General features: G+C 72.5%; 15 protein-coding genes and 1 tRNA gene. 10 read left to right on the top strand and 6 right to left on the bottom strand.

The genetic code is table 11. The features are described from left to right. Positions 1-65 precede the first annotated feature (65 nt). Positions 66-1,574 (bottom strand): HTTM domain-containing protein, encoded by a 1,509-nt coding sequence (locus ACFYNS_RS16675; protein ID WP_388603505.1) that lies wholly within the window; start codon positions 1,572-1,574, stop codon positions 66-68. 17 nt (positions 1,575-1,591) lie between these two features. Beyond that, positions 1,592-2,227, bottom strand: coding sequence for a DUF5819 family protein (locus tag ACFYNS_RS16670; RefSeq protein ID WP_360295148.1), 636 nt, complete (start codon positions 2,225-2,227; stop codon positions 1,592-1,594). 235 nt (positions 2,228-2,462) lie between these two features. Here ACFYNS_RS16670 and paaA point away from each other — a divergent pair, with 235 nt between their 5' ends. The 6 genes from paaA (at position 2,463) to ACFYNS_RS16640 (ending at position 7,665) form a co-directional block, all read left to right on the top strand. Then, complete coding sequence (gene paaA, locus ACFYNS_RS16665) at positions 2,463-3,623, top strand: 1,2-phenylacetyl-CoA epoxidase subunit PaaA (protein WP_388603459.1); 1,161 nt, start codon at positions 2,463-2,465, stop codon at positions 3,621-3,623. Further along, entirely contained in the window at positions 3,620-3,904 is a 285-nt protein-coding gene (gene paaB / locus ACFYNS_RS16660) for a 1,2-phenylacetyl-CoA epoxidase subunit PaaB (RefSeq protein ID WP_388603457.1), read from the top strand. Before paaA ends, paaB begins: the two co-directional genes overlap by 4 nt. Further along, positions 3,901-4,623 (top strand): 1,2-phenylacetyl-CoA epoxidase subunit PaaC, encoded by a 723-nt coding sequence (gene paaC, locus ACFYNS_RS16655; RefSeq protein WP_360295140.1) that lies wholly within the window; start codon positions 3,901-3,903, stop codon positions 4,621-4,623. Before paaB ends, paaC begins: the two co-directional genes overlap by 4 nt. Further along, positions 4,617-5,168 (top strand): 1,2-phenylacetyl-CoA epoxidase subunit PaaD, encoded by a 552-nt coding sequence (gene paaD / locus ACFYNS_RS16650; protein ID WP_388603453.1) that lies wholly within the window; start codon positions 4,617-4,619, stop codon positions 5,166-5,168. The genes paaC and paaD overlap by 7 nt, the downstream gene beginning before the upstream one ends. Before the next feature lie 2 nt (positions 5,169-5,170). After that, positions 5,171-6,241: a 2Fe-2S iron-sulfur cluster-binding protein gene (locus ACFYNS_RS16645; protein WP_388603450.1), complete on the top strand. Its 1,071-nt coding sequence runs from the start codon at positions 5,171-5,173 to the stop codon at positions 6,239-6,241. Between the two features lie 305 nt (positions 6,242-6,546). Further along, positions 6,547-7,665 (top strand): acyl-CoA dehydrogenase family protein, encoded by a 1,119-nt coding sequence (locus ACFYNS_RS16640; protein WP_360295132.1) that lies wholly within the window; start codon positions 6,547-6,549, stop codon positions 7,663-7,665. Positions 7,666-7,986: 321 nt separating this feature from the next. Here the strand turns inward: ACFYNS_RS16640 and ACFYNS_RS16635 are convergent, their stop codons facing one another. The 3 genes from ACFYNS_RS16635 to ACFYNS_RS16625 all read right to left on the bottom strand — a co-directional run bounded on the left by ACFYNS_RS16635 (position 7,987) and on the right by ACFYNS_RS16625 (position 9,849). Beyond that, the gene (locus tag ACFYNS_RS16635; RefSeq protein WP_360295129.1) at positions 7,987-8,334 is read right to left on the bottom strand and encodes a rhodanese-like domain-containing protein; all 348 of its coding nucleotides are present in this window, start codon (positions 8,332-8,334) and stop codon (positions 7,987-7,989) included. Then, entirely contained in the window at positions 8,331-9,236 is a 906-nt protein-coding gene (locus ACFYNS_RS16630; protein ID WP_360295126.1) for a J domain-containing protein, read from the bottom strand. The genes ACFYNS_RS16635 and ACFYNS_RS16630 overlap by 4 nt, the downstream gene beginning before the upstream one ends. Positions 9,237-9,450: 214 nt before the next feature. Then, positions 9,451-9,849, bottom strand: coding sequence for a helix-turn-helix domain-containing protein (locus tag ACFYNS_RS16625; RefSeq protein ID WP_360295124.1), 399 nt, complete (start codon positions 9,847-9,849; stop codon positions 9,451-9,453). Between the two features lie 108 nt (positions 9,850-9,957). On the opposite strand from ACFYNS_RS16625, the gene ACFYNS_RS16620 reads away from it, so the two are divergent. Next, positions 9,958-10,614 (top strand): NAD(P)H-dependent oxidoreductase, encoded by a 657-nt coding sequence (locus ACFYNS_RS16620; protein WP_360295121.1) that lies wholly within the window; start codon positions 9,958-9,960, stop codon positions 10,612-10,614. Between the two features lie 236 nt (positions 10,615-10,850). On the opposite strand, the gene ACFYNS_RS16615 is transcribed toward ACFYNS_RS16620, so the two are convergent. Further along, positions 10,851-10,934, bottom strand: a tRNA-Leu gene (locus ACFYNS_RS16615). Positions 10,935-11,370: 436 nt separating this feature from the next. Between ACFYNS_RS16615 and ACFYNS_RS16610 the strand changes: the two genes are divergently transcribed. The 3 genes from ACFYNS_RS16610 to ACFYNS_RS16600 all read left to right on the top strand — a co-directional run bounded on the left by ACFYNS_RS16610 (position 11,371) and on the right by ACFYNS_RS16600 (position 14,416). Next, positions 11,371-12,183 carry an FhaA domain-containing protein gene (locus ACFYNS_RS16610; RefSeq protein ID WP_388603446.1) on the top strand — a complete coding sequence of 271 codons (813 nt, stop codon included), beginning with the start codon at positions 11,371-11,373 and terminating at the stop codon, positions 12,181-12,183. A gap of 10 nt (positions 12,184-12,193) precedes the next feature. Beyond that, positions 12,194-12,703 carry an FHA domain-containing protein gene (locus ACFYNS_RS16605; RefSeq protein ID WP_019356785.1) on the top strand — a complete coding sequence of 170 codons (510 nt, stop codon included), beginning with the start codon at positions 12,194-12,196 and terminating at the stop codon, positions 12,701-12,703. Positions 12,704-12,769: 66 nt separating this feature from the next. After that, complete coding sequence (locus tag ACFYNS_RS16600) at positions 12,770-14,416, top strand: Stp1/IreP family PP2C-type Ser/Thr phosphatase (RefSeq protein WP_388603444.1); 1,647 nt, start codon at positions 12,770-12,772, stop codon at positions 14,414-14,416. Positions 14,417-14,429 lie beyond the last annotated feature (13 nt).

The following is a 14,429-nucleotide window of genomic DNA, read 5'->3' as shown; positions in this document are numbered from 1 at the left end:
CCCGGACCGCCGGACTCCGGCAGGCGGCGCCCCCGGGCCTGTGGCCCGGGACCCGTGGACGGCCCTCAGACGGACACCTTCGGGGCCTCCGCCGCGGGTTCCGGATCCGGCTGGGGCGCTCGGCGGCCGCGGCCCGGCAGCAGGTCCCGTGCTCGGCCGCCCAGCGCGGTCGTGCTGCGGCCGAGCCAGATCAGGAAGACGGTCGGCAGGAAGACGGCGTCGGCCGCGATCATCGCCAGCGAGAAGAACGGCAGCCCGAGCAGCACGGCGATACTGAGGTGCTCCGCGATCATGAAGGCCAGCAGGACATTCTTCGCGCGCCGGTTGAGGAGGGTGAACGGGAAGGCGACCTGGGTGGCGACGGTGCCGTAGGTGACCAGGAAGACCATGACACCGTTGGCCGCCAGCAGGTGGCTCAGATCGGGCCAGGGCGTGAAGTAGTCCAGGTTCATCGGGTAGTAGACGGCCGTACCGTCCTGCCAGCGAGTGCCCTGGATCTTGAACCAGCCGGCCGTCGAGTAGACCAGGCAGACCTCGATCATGATGACGAGCAGCACGCCGTTGTGCACCAGGTTGGCGAGGATGTCGCACACGTCGCGCATCTCGCGTACCGCCGCACCGCCGCGTGCGGCGGCCCGCTGGACGGACCACCACAGACCGTGCAAGGCCCACAGCCCCCAGTAGAAGAGGGCCCAGCCGACGGTGAACCCACCTGCGACGGTGCTGCCCAGCAGCACCGCGCCGAACACGGTCCACAGCACCACGCCGCCGACCCCGGCGTCGGCCCCGACGTCGGCCCCGGCCGGACGCGCCCCGGTACGGGACGCCGCTCCGGAAACCGGAACCGCACCCGCCCCCGCATTCGCATTCGCATTCGCATTCGCATTCGCGTCGGAGCGCAACGCTGCCTCGACAGCGGTGCTGCCCCCGGCAGCGGCACCGGCGGCCTCACCGAACGACGACGCGCCGGCCGACAGGTCACCGGCCGGCCGCTCACCGGCCGGCGCCCCCGCGTCCGCCCCCGGCTCCGCGGCCCGGAGGTCCCGCCGGTGGTCCGCGGCGGCCTCCCGGCGCCGCCGGGCGCGGGCCGCGCGCCGGGCGTCCAGGGACCACACCTGCGCGCAGCGGGTGAAGACGAGGTACATCGACATCAGGTGGATGACGTTGTCGCCGCCGTCCCCCATGAAGACGCTGCGGTTCTGCAGCGAGAGCACCCCGACCATGAACAGCACGGTCGCGGCCCGGGTGTGCCAGCCGAGCAGCACGGCGGCGGCCGCGGCCAGGGCGACGACGTAGACGAGTTGGAACCAGTTGTCGCTGCTGGACCACATCAGGACCGAGAAGGCGTCGTTGGTCTCGATGAGCCGCTCCGCCAGCCCCCACGACCACGGGCTGTCGGGCCCGTAGAGCTCCTGTCGGTGCGGCCACTCGCGCAGCAGGAAGAGGAACCACGCCGCGCCGAACCCGATCCGGACGATCGCCGTCTGGTAGGGGCCGAGCGCCTGCGCGGTGATCCGGGTCAGACCGCGCGAGACGCACCGCTCGATCCGCACGCGCAGGCCGTGCACCCCCATGTACTGTCCCTGGTCGCTCACTTGCCGCCTCCCGGCAGGTCGGCGCTGGTGACATGCCACCAGGGCTGCACGGTGTACCTCGTCTTCACCTCGGTGCGCTCGTCACTCCAGTCGGGCGGGGCGACCGGGGTGACGGCGGAGCGCACCTGGATGCGCTCGACGCTGCCGCCGTTGAGTTCGGGGCCGAAGCGCCGCATCACGATGCGCTTGACGTACTGCTCGGAGAGCGCGCCGCGGAGCCCGACGGGCTTGCCCTTCTCGTCGTGGTTGTCGACGTAGAACTCCCAGGCGCGGCGGAGTTCGTTCTGCTGGGTGTGGCTGGGGGTCGGGTTGCCGTGGATGGCCGCGCCGTCCATGGCGCTCAGGTCGACCCATCCGGTGGTCTCCGTGGTGCCGTCCCTGGCGACGGTGGCGCGGGCGTGCACGGCGACGTTCTGCTGGAGGGGATTGGGCGCGAACAGTTTCCAGTTGCGCTCGAACTCCGGGTAGACGTAGGAGTCGACGAGTTCCCCGTGCCGCTTGCTGATCGTGTTGTCCGGGGCTGTCTGCAGGAAGACCATCGTCACGTGGAACGCGATTCCGACCGTGACGACGGCCACGGCTATCGCGACGAAGATCCGCGCGGGCAGCGAGAGCGCGGCGATCCCGCGCATGCCTTCCCCCCCGGGCGCCTGGTGCGCCGCTGGCTCCATGCCCTACCCCTGCTCCCCATGTTTTTCATGCCCATGACCGGGCTGGTCCGCCTCAGAGACTCTCAGAGGGTACTGGGGCGGAGCCGCTCGGCCCCGCCGGTCGGCGGCATTCGCTCTTGACAGCCCCGGAACCCGGACTCATCCTTGAACCGAACGATCGGTCGGTCGGCTGGAAACCGAGGGATCAGGGGGCTCTATGACACCGGTGACATCGCCGCCGCGCGGCCACGCGGCGGAAGCGGACGGGCAGCCGGACGGCTCCGGTCCCGAGTCGGAGGCCGAGGCAGCACAGGCAGCGCAGGCCGCCTTCGACGCCGCGGTCGACGCCGACGAGCGCATCGAGCCGCGGGACTGGATGCCGGACACCTACCGCTCCACCCTCGTGCGCCAGATCGCCCAGCACGCACACTCCGAGATCATCGGCATGCAGCCGGAGGCCAACTGGATCACCCGCGCCCCCTCGCTGCGCCGCAAGGCGATCCTGATGGCCAAGGTGCAGGACGAGGCGGGCCACGGCCTGTACCTCTACGGCGCCGCCGAGACCCTGGGCACGAGCCGCGACGAACTGCTCGACAAACTGCACGCGGGCCGCCAGAAGTACTCCTCGATCTTCAACTACCCCACGCTCACCTGGGCGGACGTCGGCGCCATCGGCTGGCTGGTGGACGGCGCGGCCATCACCAACCAGGTACCGCTGTGCCGCTGCTCGTACGGCCCCTACGCCCGTGCCATGGTGCGCATCTGCAAGGAGGAGTCCTTCCACCAGCGCCAGGGCTACGAACTGCTGCTGGCCCTGACCCGCGGCACCGAGGCCCAGCGTGCGATGGCGCAGGACGCGGTGGACCGCTGGTGGTGGCCCTCGCTGATGATGTTCGGCCCGCCGGACGACGAGTCGTCGCACAGCACGCAGTCCATGGCCTGGAAGATCAAGCGGCACTCCAACGACGAGCTGCGGCAGCGCTTCGTGGACATCTGCGTGCCCCAGGCCGAGGCGCTGGGCGTGACCCTGCCCGACCCCGCACTGCGCTGGAACGAGGAGCGCGGTCACTGGGACTTCGGCGCCATCGACTGGCAGGAGTTCCGCGAGGTGCTCAAGGGCAACGGCCCCTGCAACGAGCAGCGACTCCACCGCCGCCGAGCGGCGCACGAGAACGGCGCCTGGGTCCGGGAGGCAGCAGCGGCACACGCCGCCAGGAACACCGCGGAGCACTCGGCCGAACATGCCGGAGAGGTCGCCGCAGCGGACCGGGCCGACCACCGGATCGAGCAGTCGGCCACCGGCCCGGCACAGCCGGACACCGCATCGGGCGGCGCGAGCGCACCGTCCGCCACCCGCAGTACGAGGAGCCGAGCATGAGCGTCGAATGGCCCCTGTGGGAGGTCTTCGTCCGCAGCAGGCGCGGCCTCTCGCACACCCACGCGGGCAGCCTGCACGCCCCGGACGCCCAGATGGCGCTCCGCAACGCGCGGGACCTGTTCACCCGCCGCTCCGAGGGCGTCTCCCTGTGGGTGGTCCCCTCCCACGAGATCACCGCGTCCTCGCCCGACGAGAAGGACCCCTTCTTCGCACCCGCCGCCGACAAGCCCTACCGCCATCCGACCTTCTACGAGGTGCCCGAGGGGGTGCGGAACCTGTGACCGCCCCCGCGCCCCCGGCCCTGGCCACCCTCCCACTGGGCGACGACGCGCTGATCCTCTCCCACCGCCTCGGCGAGTGGGCCGGACACGCCCCGGTCCTGGAGGAGGAGGTGGCGCTGGCCAACATCGCGCTGGACCTGCTGGGCCAGGCACGCGCCCTCTACGCCGGGCTCTCCGACATCCTGGGCAGCGAGGACGAGATCGCCTTCCTCCGGGAGGAACGCGCCTTCCGGAACTGCCAGTTGACCGAGCAGCCCAACGGGGACTTCGCCCACACCATCGTCCGGCAGCTCTTCTTCTCCACCTACCAGCAGCCGCTCTTCGCCCGGCTGTCCCCGGTGCTTCCGCTGGCGGCCAAGGCCGTCCGCGAGACGGCCTACCACCGCGACCACGCGGAGCAGTGGACCCTGCGGCTGGGCGACGGCACCGAGGAGAGCCGCACCCGCACCCAGCGCGCCGCCGACAGGCTGTGGCAGTACACGGGCGAACTCCTCCAGCCCGTCGAAGGGCTGGAGGTGGACTGGCCGGCGCTGGCGGAGGAGTGGCACGCCTCCATCGGTGACGTCTTCGCCCGCGCCGGACTCACCGTCCCGGAGGGCCCGAGCGAGGGTGCCTGGTCGGCCGGTGCGGGGCGCCAGGGGCTGCACACCGAGCCGTTCGGACTGCTGCTGGCCGAGATGCAGCATCTGCACCGCAGCCATCCGGGGGCGACATGGTGACCGCGTCGGCCCGGTCGGACTCCTTCGCCGCGCTGGCCGGAGCGGTACCCGATCCGGAGCTGCCGGTGATCACCCTCGCCGAACTGGGCGTGCTGCGCCGGGTGGAGGAGCCGGAGCCGGGGCACGTACTGGTCGAGCTGACCCCGACCTACACCGGCTGCCCGGCGGTCGAGTCGATGGCCGCGGACATCGAACAGGTGCTGCGGGCCGCCGGTGCCGCACAGGTCGAGGTCCGCACAGTGCTGGTGCCGCCCTGGTCGAGTGACGACATCAGCGCTGAGGGCCGCCGCAAGCTCGCCGAGCACGGAGTCGCCCCGCCGCGCGCCGGGGCTCGCGCCGCCGACCCGGGGCCGGTCCTGGTCGGCCTCTCCCCCACCCGGCACCCGGCGGAGCACACCCGGCCCCCCGCCCCGGAGCCGGTCCGCTGCCCGCACTGCGGCGCGGCGGAGACCGAACTGCTCAGCCGGTTCTCGTCCACGGCCTGCAAGGCGCTGCGGCGCTGCACCGCATGCCAGGAGCCGTTCGACCACTTCAAGGAGGTGTGAGGGTGCCCGCCTTCCACCCGCTGCGTGTCCGCTCGGTCGAGGCGCTGACCGACGACGCGGCCGCACTCACCCTCGAGGTGCCGCCCGAACTGCGGGAGACCTTCGGCTACACCCCGGGCCAGCACCTCACTCTGCGGCGGATGAACGAGCGGGGCGAGGAGATCCGCCGCACCTACTCGCTGTGCGACCCGGCGACGCCCCGGCCCGAGACGCTCCGGGTGGGTATCCGGCTGGTGGAGGGCGGCGAGTTCTCGACGTACGCGCTCAAGGAGTTGACCGCGGGCGGGACCGTCGAGGCGCTGCCGCCGATGGGCCGGTTCGTGCTCGAGCCCCGTGCGGGCCGGTTCGCCGCCGTGGTGGGCGGCAGCGGCATCACTCCGGTGCTGTCCATCGCCGGCACGCTGCTGGCACGCGAGCCGGAGGCCCGCTTCTGCCTGATACGCAGCGACCGCAGCACGGACTCCACGATGTTCCTGGAAGAGGTGGCCGACCTCAAGGACCGCTACCCCGGGCGCTTCCATCTGGTGACGGCGCTCTCCCGCGAGGAGCAGCAGAGCGGACTGCCCTCCGGGCGGCTGGACGAGGAGCGGTTGACCGCGTTGCTGCCCGCGCTGCTGTCCGCCCCCGGAGTGCGGGAGACGGACGGCTGGTTCCTGTGCGGCCCGCTGGGGCTGGTGGAGGACGCGGCCAGGGCGCTGCGGACGCTGGAAGTACCCGCGAACCGCGTCCACCAGGAAATCTTTCACGCGGAGGCGGCCGCCGCGGCTCCACCACCGCCCACTCGGACGGTGCCAGGATCCGCCACGGTGCGTGCCACCCTCGCCGGACGCAGCGGCAGTTGGCCGGTGCGGGAGGGCGAGACCCTGCTGGAGGCGGTGCTGCGGAACCGGACCGATGCCCCGTACGCCTGCAAGGGCGGGGTCTGCGGCACCTGCCGCGCCCGGCTGCTGGGCGGTGAGGTGCATATGGACCGCAACTTCGCCTTGGAGGAGGAGGAGTTGTCGGTCGGCTACGTCCTGGCCTGCCAGTCCCACCCCCTCACGGAGGAGGTGGAGGTGGACTTCGACGGGTAGCGCCTTCGCCCCGGACCGCCGCCGGACCGCGCGGGGTTCGCCCGGCGCGATGCGGTACTCGCCGGTCGGCCGCGCCGTACGGCGTGCCGCCGCCCCGGCTCCGGCCGCCACCCGGGCCGCTTCGCGGCGCACCGCTCCAGCCGCTGCCCGGCCCGCCATCCAGAGCGCCATCCAGAGCGCTGTTCGGAGCGCGACACGGCTCGGTCCGGTCCTCCGGGCTGCCCGGCCCTCTGGCGTGGTTCCGTCCCGACCTCTAACCTGACGCAGCGTCAGTTCAGTCGGGAGGGCAACCCGGGGAGAGCGCGATGGACTTCACCTTCAGCGAAGAACAGCAGGCCGCCCAGGAAGCCGCCCGGGGTGTCTTCTCGGCGGTTGCCCCGGACACCGTGGGCAGTCCCGCCCTGTCTCCCGGCGCGGTCGCCGAGGACTTCGACCGGAAGCTGTGGCAGCGGCTGGCGCGGGCCGACCTGCTCGGGCTCACCGTGCCCGAAGCACACGGCGGGCTGGCCCTGGACCCGGTGGCGTTGTGCCTGGTGCTGCGCGAGGCGGGCCGGGTACTGGCACGCGTGCCGCTGCTGGAGACCTGCGCCGCCGCCTGGATCCTGGCCGCCCACGGCTCGGCGGAGCAGCAGGCCGCGCTGCTGCCGCGGGTCGTGGCGGGCGGGTCGGCGCTCAGCGTCGCAGGGCAGGGGAGCACGGGCCATGAGCCGGCCGAGCGCGCGGTACGGGCGACCCCGGCAAAGGACGGCAAGGGGAATGAGGGCGGCTGGGTCCTGGACGGGGTCCAGACGGCCGTGCCGTGGGCGGAGACGGCCGACCTCGTCGTCGTACCGGCGCACACGGCCGAGGGGCGCACGCTGCTGGCGTTCGTCCCGCCCGAGGGCACCGCCGGGGTCGCCCTCGCCGCGCAGGCGTCCACCAACGGCGAGCGGTATGCCGAGGTGCGGCTGGACGGGGCGCGGGTGGCGGCCCGCGACGTCCTCGACGCACCCGGTGCGACGGACCGGCTGCACCGGCTGCTGACCACCGGCACCTGCGCGCTGGCGCTCGGCCTGGGCAGCCGGGTGCTGGAGATGACCAGCGACTATGTCGGCCGGCGCGAACAGTTCGGGTTCCCCGTCGCCACGTTCCAGGCGGTGGCCGTCCAGGCGGCCGACCGGTACATCGACCTGCGCGCCATGGAGGCGACACTCTGGCAGGCCGCCTGGCGGCTGGATCCGGCCGATGTGGCCGTGGCGAAGATGTGGGCGTCCGACGGCGTGCGCAGGGTGGTGCAGACGGCGCAGCATCTGCACGGCGGCATGGGCGCCGACACCGAGTACCCACTGCACCGCTTCCACGCCTGGGCCAAGCAGTGGGAGCTCGCCTACGGCCCGGCGGCAGCCCACGAGGCGGCCCTCGCCGACCTGCTGGCCGTCCGCTGAGTTCCGCGCCCGCCCGCCCCGCAGGGGACACACCTTCCGCCCATTTCGCTGAGCCGCGCGGGCACGCTCGTCCCGCACCGACCGCGGCTGCCGTCACAGGCGGGGCGGACGACCGGGCACCGGCGGAAGGGCACCGGGCCGCACCGAAGGATCCACCGAACCGAGCCGAGGAAGGGGCGCACGGCGGGCAGCCGAAGGGCGCACCCGGCGCAGCCCCGAAGGCCGTCCGGCGCCGGGCCACCCGGCGAGAGGACCCCCGCCCCCGGAGGGGTCCCCGGGGACCCCGGGGGGCACCCGGCGGAGGGGGTCACCGGCGGGTCGTCACTGCACGAACGCCGGGTCCCCGTCGCCCTCCAGCGGGCGGCCCGCGCTCTGCCAGGCCAGCATCCCGCCGTCGACGTTGACCGCGTCCACGCCCTGCTGGGAGAGGTAGCCCGCAACCTGGGCCGAGCGGCCGCCGACCCGGCAGACGACGTACACCGGACCGCCGTCGCCGAGGCGTTCGGTCAGCTCGCCCTGCCGGGCGACGAACTCGCTCATCGGGATGTGCAGCGCGCCGGGAGCGCGTCCGGCGGCCCATTCGTCGTCCTCGCGGACGTCCAGCAGCAGCGCGTCGGCCGGCACGGAGGCGGCGTCGGTCTGCGGTACCTGCCCGGGAACGGGGTTCATTCCTGCTCTCCCTCTCTCAGCCGGGCGAGCTCCTGCTCGCGCTCGGCCACCTGTCCGAGCAATTGCTCGGCGATCTCGTCCAGCAGCGCGTCGGGGTCGTCGGGCGCCAGCTTCAGCATGGCCCCGATCGCGCTCTCCTCCAGCTCCGCGGCCATCTCGGCGAGCATCTCCTTGCGCCGCGCCAGCCACTCCAGCCGGGCGTACAGTTCCTCGCTGCGCAGCAGTTCGGCCACGGGACCGGGCAGCGGGCCCGCCTCCCACTCCTCGGCGAGCGCGGCGAGCGCGGGCGCGTCACCGTCCGCGTACGCCTTGTTCACCCGCACGAGGAACGCCTCGCGCCGCTCGCGCTCGGCGTCGTCCTGCGCGAGGTCGGGGTGGGCCTTGCGCACCAGGTCCCGGTACGCCTTGCGGGCGTCCTCGCTGGGTCGCACCCGGCCCGGTGGGCTGACGGGCTGCTCGTTGAGCATCGCCTGGGCCTCGGGGAGCATGCCGGTCGAGTCGATCCAGCCGAAGAAGAGCTCCTCGACCTGGGGCATGGGCAGGACGGCGCCGCGTGCCGCGTCGGCCTTCCGGATGTCCTCGGGATCGCCGGTGCGGGCCGCGATCGTCTCCGCGATCTGCGCCTCCAGCTCGTCGAGCCGCGCGTAGACGGGGCCCAGCCGCTGGTGGTGCAGCCGGGAGAAGTTCTCCACCTCGACGCGGAACGTCTCGACCGCGATCTCGTACTCGATCAGCGCGGCCTCCGCGGCCCGTACCGCCTTCTCCAGGCGCTCGGTGCCGGGCTCCGCGCTCGCCCCCGGAGGCCGGTTCGCCTCCGGAGCCTCCACCCCCGAGGCAGGGGGCTCCTGGGCGCCGCTCGCGGGGGGATCTTCGCTCGCCTGGGCGGGGGAGTTGGGGTTCATCGGGACCACCCTACGACCGCCGCGCGCCGCCCCGGGGGCCGGAAGGCCACCGCCTCGGGGCAGAAACCCGCGCTTCGGGGACGGGAGCGCCGTCCGACCGGAGCCGGAAGGCCGGCCCTCGGGGCCCGGAAAGCCCGCCTCGGAGGCTGGGAGCGCCTCCGCCTCGGGCCGGACGGGCCGGACGGGCCGCAGGGGCCGCAGGGAGCTTCCCTGCTCAGCGCCGGAACGCCTCCGGACAGGTCCCCGCGGACTCCGGGAGGTGGCCGTCGGCCCAGCGGGTGAGTTCGACCATGGCGGGCCTCAGTGCGTGCCCGGAGTCGGTGAGGCGGTAGCTGACCCGCAGCGGCGGGCCCTCCTCGACGGAGCGGAACACCAGGCCGAGCGTCGCCAGCTCGGTCAGCCGGTCGGAGAGCATCCGCTCGCTGATGCCCGGAACGGCGCGGCGCAGCTCGGCGAAGTGGCCCGGGCCGCTCATCAGGGCGGCCAGGATCAGCCCCGTCCAGCGCTTGCCGAGCACATGGAAGACGCGGGTGACGGCGCTCTCCGGCTCGGTGCAGACCGCGGCCGTGGCGCACTCCTGTGACTGATCGCGCACCTCTCCAAGCTCTGACATGACTCCAGGGTACTGCGTCACCGCAAGTGGATGCAGAAAAGTAAGTACCTATGTTATATCTAGCTACATCGGAAAGTTGGACAGCTTACGAATCACTAGGAGCTTCCCATGGCTACCCTCCTGCACCTCGACGCCTCGGTCTTCCCCGACGGCGCCTCGGTCTCCCGCTCCGTCACCGCCTCCTTCCGCGAGGCGTGGCAGGCCCAGCACCCGGACGGCCAGGTGATCTACCGCGACCTGAACGCGGAACCGGTCCCGCACCTGGAGAGCCTCGGCGCCGGCGCGGGCTTCACGGCCCCCGCGGACCGCACCGCCGAGCAGGCCGCAGCCTTCGCACTGCGCGAGCAGCTGATCTCGGAACTGGAGGCGGCGGACGCCGTGCTGATCGGCGCCCCGATGTACAACTACGCGATCCCCTCGACTCTCAAGGCATGGCTGGACCATGTGATCCTGATGGGGCGCACCACCGCCGCCGAGACCCGGACGGCTGCCGGGAAGCCCGCGACCGTGGTCGCCAGCCGGGGCGGCGGCTACGGCCCCGGCACCCCGCGCGAGAACTTCGAGTTCGTCCTGCCCTACCTGGAGACGGTGCTGGGCCCCGAGGGCTTCGGACTGGACGTCGAGTTCATCGTGCCGGAGCTCACGCTGGCCGAGACGACGCCGGGCATGGAGCACCTCGTCGAGCCGTCCAGGGCCTCCCGCGCCCGGGCGCACGAGGCCGCCGAGAGCCGCGGCAAGGAACTGGCGGCCCGGCTCGCCGCCTGAGCGACGGCCGCCGGACCCGGCGCTGCCGCCCCGACCCGGCCCCCGGCCCCCGGGCCCGGCCCCGAGCCCGGCTCCGGGGCCGGGTCACGGGCACACCGCGGAAGCACGGGACACCGCGGAGAAGCGGAAGTCGGCGGAGAAGCGGAAGCCGCGGAGTGGCGGAAGCCGCGGACCCGCGCATCCCGCAGGACATGACGAAGGCCCCCACCGGAACCCGGTGAGGGCCTTCGTCGCTGTGCGCGAGGGGGGAGTTGAACCCCCACGTCCTTTCGGACACTGGAACCTGAATCCAGCGCGTCTGCCTATTCCGCCACCCGCGCATTGGGTGTTGCCGGCTCGCCCGGTGCGGGCGCCTGCCGACATCCAGAAGATTAGCACGCTGCCGGGGGTGGACTCACATCCGTATTCCACCCCGCCACCTCGCAGCCTTCCGCCGGACACCGCCCGCGGGGTCACCGGACGCGGCCGGACACTCGGTGCGGTACCCAGCGCGGGCGCTCTACTATCCATGCAAAGGTGTAGGGCGGTACCGGCGACTGCGGGCGGGGGCACGCGCGGATCACTGTGAGGGGCAACACTTGAGCACCGGGCCCCAATGGGGAACCAGTCGTTCCCTCCGCGCGTGGATACGATCAGTAAGCAGTACCGCGGAAGCGTCGTGCCCGAAAGCCGGGGACACTGGGACGGAGACATCGAGACAGGCGCCAGGGACATAGCGGGCACTAGGCCGGAGAACAGCTGGGAAGGAGGTGCGTCGTGGGAGTACTGAAGCGGTTCGAGCAGCGGCTCGAAGGACTCGTGAACGGCACCTTCGCGAAGGTGTTCAAATCCGAGGTGCAGCCTGTGGAGATCGCGGGCGCCCTCCAGCGCGAGTGCGACAACAACGCAACGATCTGGAATCGCGAGCGCACGGTCGTCCCCAACGACTTCGTCGTGGAACTCAGCCCGCCCGACTACGAGCGGCTCAGCCCCTACTCGGGCCAGCTCGGGGACGAACTCGCCAGCATGGTGCGGGATTACGCCAAGCAGCAGCGCTACACGTTCATGGGACCGATCAAGGTCCATCTGGAGAAGGCCGACGATCTCGACACCGGCCTCTACCGGGTGCGCAGCCGCACCCTCGCCTCCAGCACCTCCCAGCAGGCCCCGCAGCACGGCGGCGCGGCCCCGGCCGCAGGCGCCGACGGCGGATTCCCGCCGCGCCCCGCTGCGGCGCCGCCCGTGCCCGCCTCCCCGCCGTCCTACGCGCCGGGCCCCTCCGGCTCGGCCGGACCGCTGCCGGGTACCGAGACGCGGCGCTGGGTCGAGATCAACGGCAACCGCCACCAGATCTCCGGCCCGACCCTGGTGCTCGGCCGCAGCACGGAGGCCGACGTACGGATCGACGACCCCGGAGTCTCCCGCCGGCACTGCGAGATCCGGGCCGGAACCCCCTCCTCGATCCAGGATCTGGGCTCCACGAACGGGATCGTGGTGGACGGACAGCACACCACGCGCGCTACGCTCCGCGACGGCTCACGCGTCGTCGTGGGCAGTACCACGATCATTTACCGGCAAGCCGAAGGGTGAAGCGGGGGCAATGTCAGAGCTGACCCTCACGGTCATGCGGTTGGGGTTTCTCGCCGTACTGTGGCTGTTCGTCATCGTGTCCATCCAGGTCATCAGGAGCGACCTGTTCGGCACCAGGGTGACGCAGCGCACCGCCCGGCGCGCCGAGGCCCAGCGCCCCGCGCAGCGCCCCCAGCCGCAGCAGGCCCCGCAGGGCGGCGGCGGCAGGCGCGGGCGCGGCCGGAACGCCCCCAGCAAACTGGTCGTCACCGAGGGGTCGCTCACCGGCACCACCGTGGCCCTCCAGGGGCAGACCATCACCCTGGGCCGCGCACACGACTCCACGATCGTGCTGGACGACGACTACGCGTCCAGCCGGCATGCCAGGATCTACCCGGACCGTGACGGCAAGTGGATCGTCGAGGACCTCGGGTCGACCAACGGCACGTATCTCGACCGGACCCGGCTCACCACACCGACGCCGATCCCGCTCGAAGCGCCGATCCGTATCGGCAAGACGGTCATCGAGCTGCGGAAGTAGTACCGACATGACGACCGGAGGGTGGGCACCGTGCGGATGTACCCGGAGCCGACGGGCGAGGTGCGCATGAGCCTGTCACTGCACTTCGCCGCCGGATCACACGACGGCATGATCCGCGAGCACAACGAGGACTCGGGCTACGCCGGTCCGCGGCTCCTCGCGGTCGCCGACGGCATGGGCGGCCAGGCCGCCGGGGAGGTCGCCTCCTCCGAGGTGATCTCCGCCATGGTCCAGCTCGACGAGGACATTCCCGGCTCGGACATCCTCACCTCCCTCGGGACGACGGTGCAGCGCGCCAACGACCAGTTGCGCGTCATGGTCGAGGAGGACCCGCAGCTCGAAGGCATGGGCACCACACTGACCGCGCTGCTGTGGACGGGCCGGCGGCTCGGCCTGGTGCACGTCGGCGACTCCCGCGCCTACCTGCTGCGGGACGGCCAGCTCACCCAGATCACCCAGGACCACACCTGGGTGCAACGGCTGGTGGACGAGGGCCGGATCACCGAGGAGGAGGCCACCACGCACCCGCAGCGCTCGCTGCTGATGCGGGCCCTGGGCAGCGGCGACCATGTGGAGCCGGACCTCTCGATCCGCGAGGTGCGGGCCGGCGACCGCTACCTGCTGTGCTCGGACGGGCTCTCGGCGGTGGTCTCGCACCAGACCATCGAGGAGACCCTGGCCGGTTACCACGGCCCGCAGGACACCGTGCAGGAGCTGATCCAGCTCGCGCTGCGCGGCGGCGGGCCCGACAACATCACCTGCATCGTCGCCGACGTGCTGGACGTGGACGCGCTCAGCCCCGAGGACACCGTGCACGGGCGGCTGAACGACACCCCCGTCATCGTGGGCGCCGTCGCCGAGAGCCAGCAGGCACCGGGCGGCGACAGCGCGGCACGCAGCACCCCCGCGGCACGGGCGGCGGAACTCGGACGCGGTGGGGGAGTGCCCCCGCAGGGCGGCTCCGCGGCCCCCGAGGGCTTCGGTCCGCCGAACGCCGACCCGGCCCCGCCGGCCGGCGAGTTCGGCCCCTACACCGACGAGGATTTCGCCAAGCCCGGCAAGCGCAAGGGCCGCTGGCTCAAGCGCTCGCTGTGGATCGCGCTGGCGCTGGCCGTCGCGGGCGGCGGCCTGTACGGCGGCTACCGGTGGACGCAGACGCAGTACTACGTCGGCGCCAACGAGGACCATGTCGCCCTCTACCGGGGCATCAACCAGGAGCTGGCCGGCGTCAAGCTGCACAACGTCGACCAGGACCACCCCGAGATCGAACTCAAGTACCTCGCCGGTTTCCAGCGCAAGGAACTCCGCGAGACGATCGCGATGAACAGCCGCGACGAGGCCCGCGCCAAGCTGGACGAGCTGAGTGCGCAGTCCGAAGTCTGCAAGATCGTCGCCGAGCAGAAGAAGAAGCCCGGGGACTCCGGGGACAAGGACAAGGGCGACAAGAGCAAGGACTCCGGCGACGGGGCGAACGACTCCGAGAAGAAGCGCAAGGACGAGCAGAACGCACCCGGCGACGCGACCACCGGCGGCACCGGCACGGGTACCGCGGGTGTCGGCGACGCCGGCAACGGTGTGGGCACCGTCGCGCACACCGCCTTCACCTCCGGCTCCACCAACGACACCACTGACGCCGCCTCCAGCACTCCCTCACCGAGCCCCGAGCTTTCGGAGAAGCAGCAGGAGCTGGCCAAGCAGTGCACCGGGCCGTAGGGGGCGGCACAGG

This window comes from Streptomyces sp. NPDC006925, assembly GCF_042869575.1.
Lineage (GTDB): Bacteria > Actinomycetota > Actinomycetes > Streptomycetales > Streptomycetaceae > Streptomyces.
This window is presented reverse-complemented; position numbering and strand designations above follow the sequence as displayed.

Bases quoted from the DNA above. Each gene is read 5' to 3' on its own strand.
- ACFYNS_RS16675 (WP_388603505.1), bottom strand. From the start codon at position 1,574: ATGGGGGTGCACGGCCTGCGCGTGCGGATCGAGCGGTGCGTCTCGCGC.
- ACFYNS_RS16670 (WP_360295148.1), bottom strand. From the start codon at position 2,227: ATGCGCGGGATCGCCGCGCTCTCGCTGCCCGCGCGGATCTTCGTCGCG.
- paaA (WP_388603459.1), top strand. From the start codon at position 2,463: ATGACACCGGTGACATCGCCGCCGCGCGGCCACGCGGCGGAAGCGGAC.
- paaB (WP_388603457.1), top strand. From the start codon at position 3,620: ATGAGCGTCGAATGGCCCCTGTGGGAGGTCTTCGTCCGCAGCAGGCGC.
- paaD (WP_388603453.1), top strand. From the start codon at position 4,617: ATGGTGACCGCGTCGGCCCGGTCGGACTCCTTCGCCGCGCTGGCCGGA.
- ACFYNS_RS16640 (WP_360295132.1), top strand. From the start codon at position 6,547: ATGGACTTCACCTTCAGCGAAGAACAGCAGGCCGCCCAGGAAGCCGCC.
- ACFYNS_RS16635 (WP_360295129.1), bottom strand. From the start codon at position 8,334: ATGAACCCCGTTCCCGGGCAGGTACCGCAGACCGACGCCGCCTCCGTG.
- ACFYNS_RS16630 (WP_360295126.1), bottom strand. From the start codon at position 9,236: ATGAACCCCAACTCCCCCGCCCAGGCGAGCGAAGATCCCCCCGCGAGC.
- ACFYNS_RS16625 (WP_360295124.1), bottom strand. From the start codon at position 9,849: ATGTCAGAGCTTGGAGAGGTGCGCGATCAGTCACAGGAGTGCGCCACG.
- ACFYNS_RS16620 (WP_360295121.1), top strand. From the start codon at position 9,958: ATGGCTACCCTCCTGCACCTCGACGCCTCGGTCTTCCCCGACGGCGCC.
- ACFYNS_RS16605 (WP_019356785.1), top strand. From the start codon at position 12,194: ATGTCAGAGCTGACCCTCACGGTCATGCGGTTGGGGTTTCTCGCCGTA.
- ACFYNS_RS16600 (WP_388603444.1), top strand. From the start codon at position 12,770: ATGAGCCTGTCACTGCACTTCGCCGCCGGATCACACGACGGCATGATC.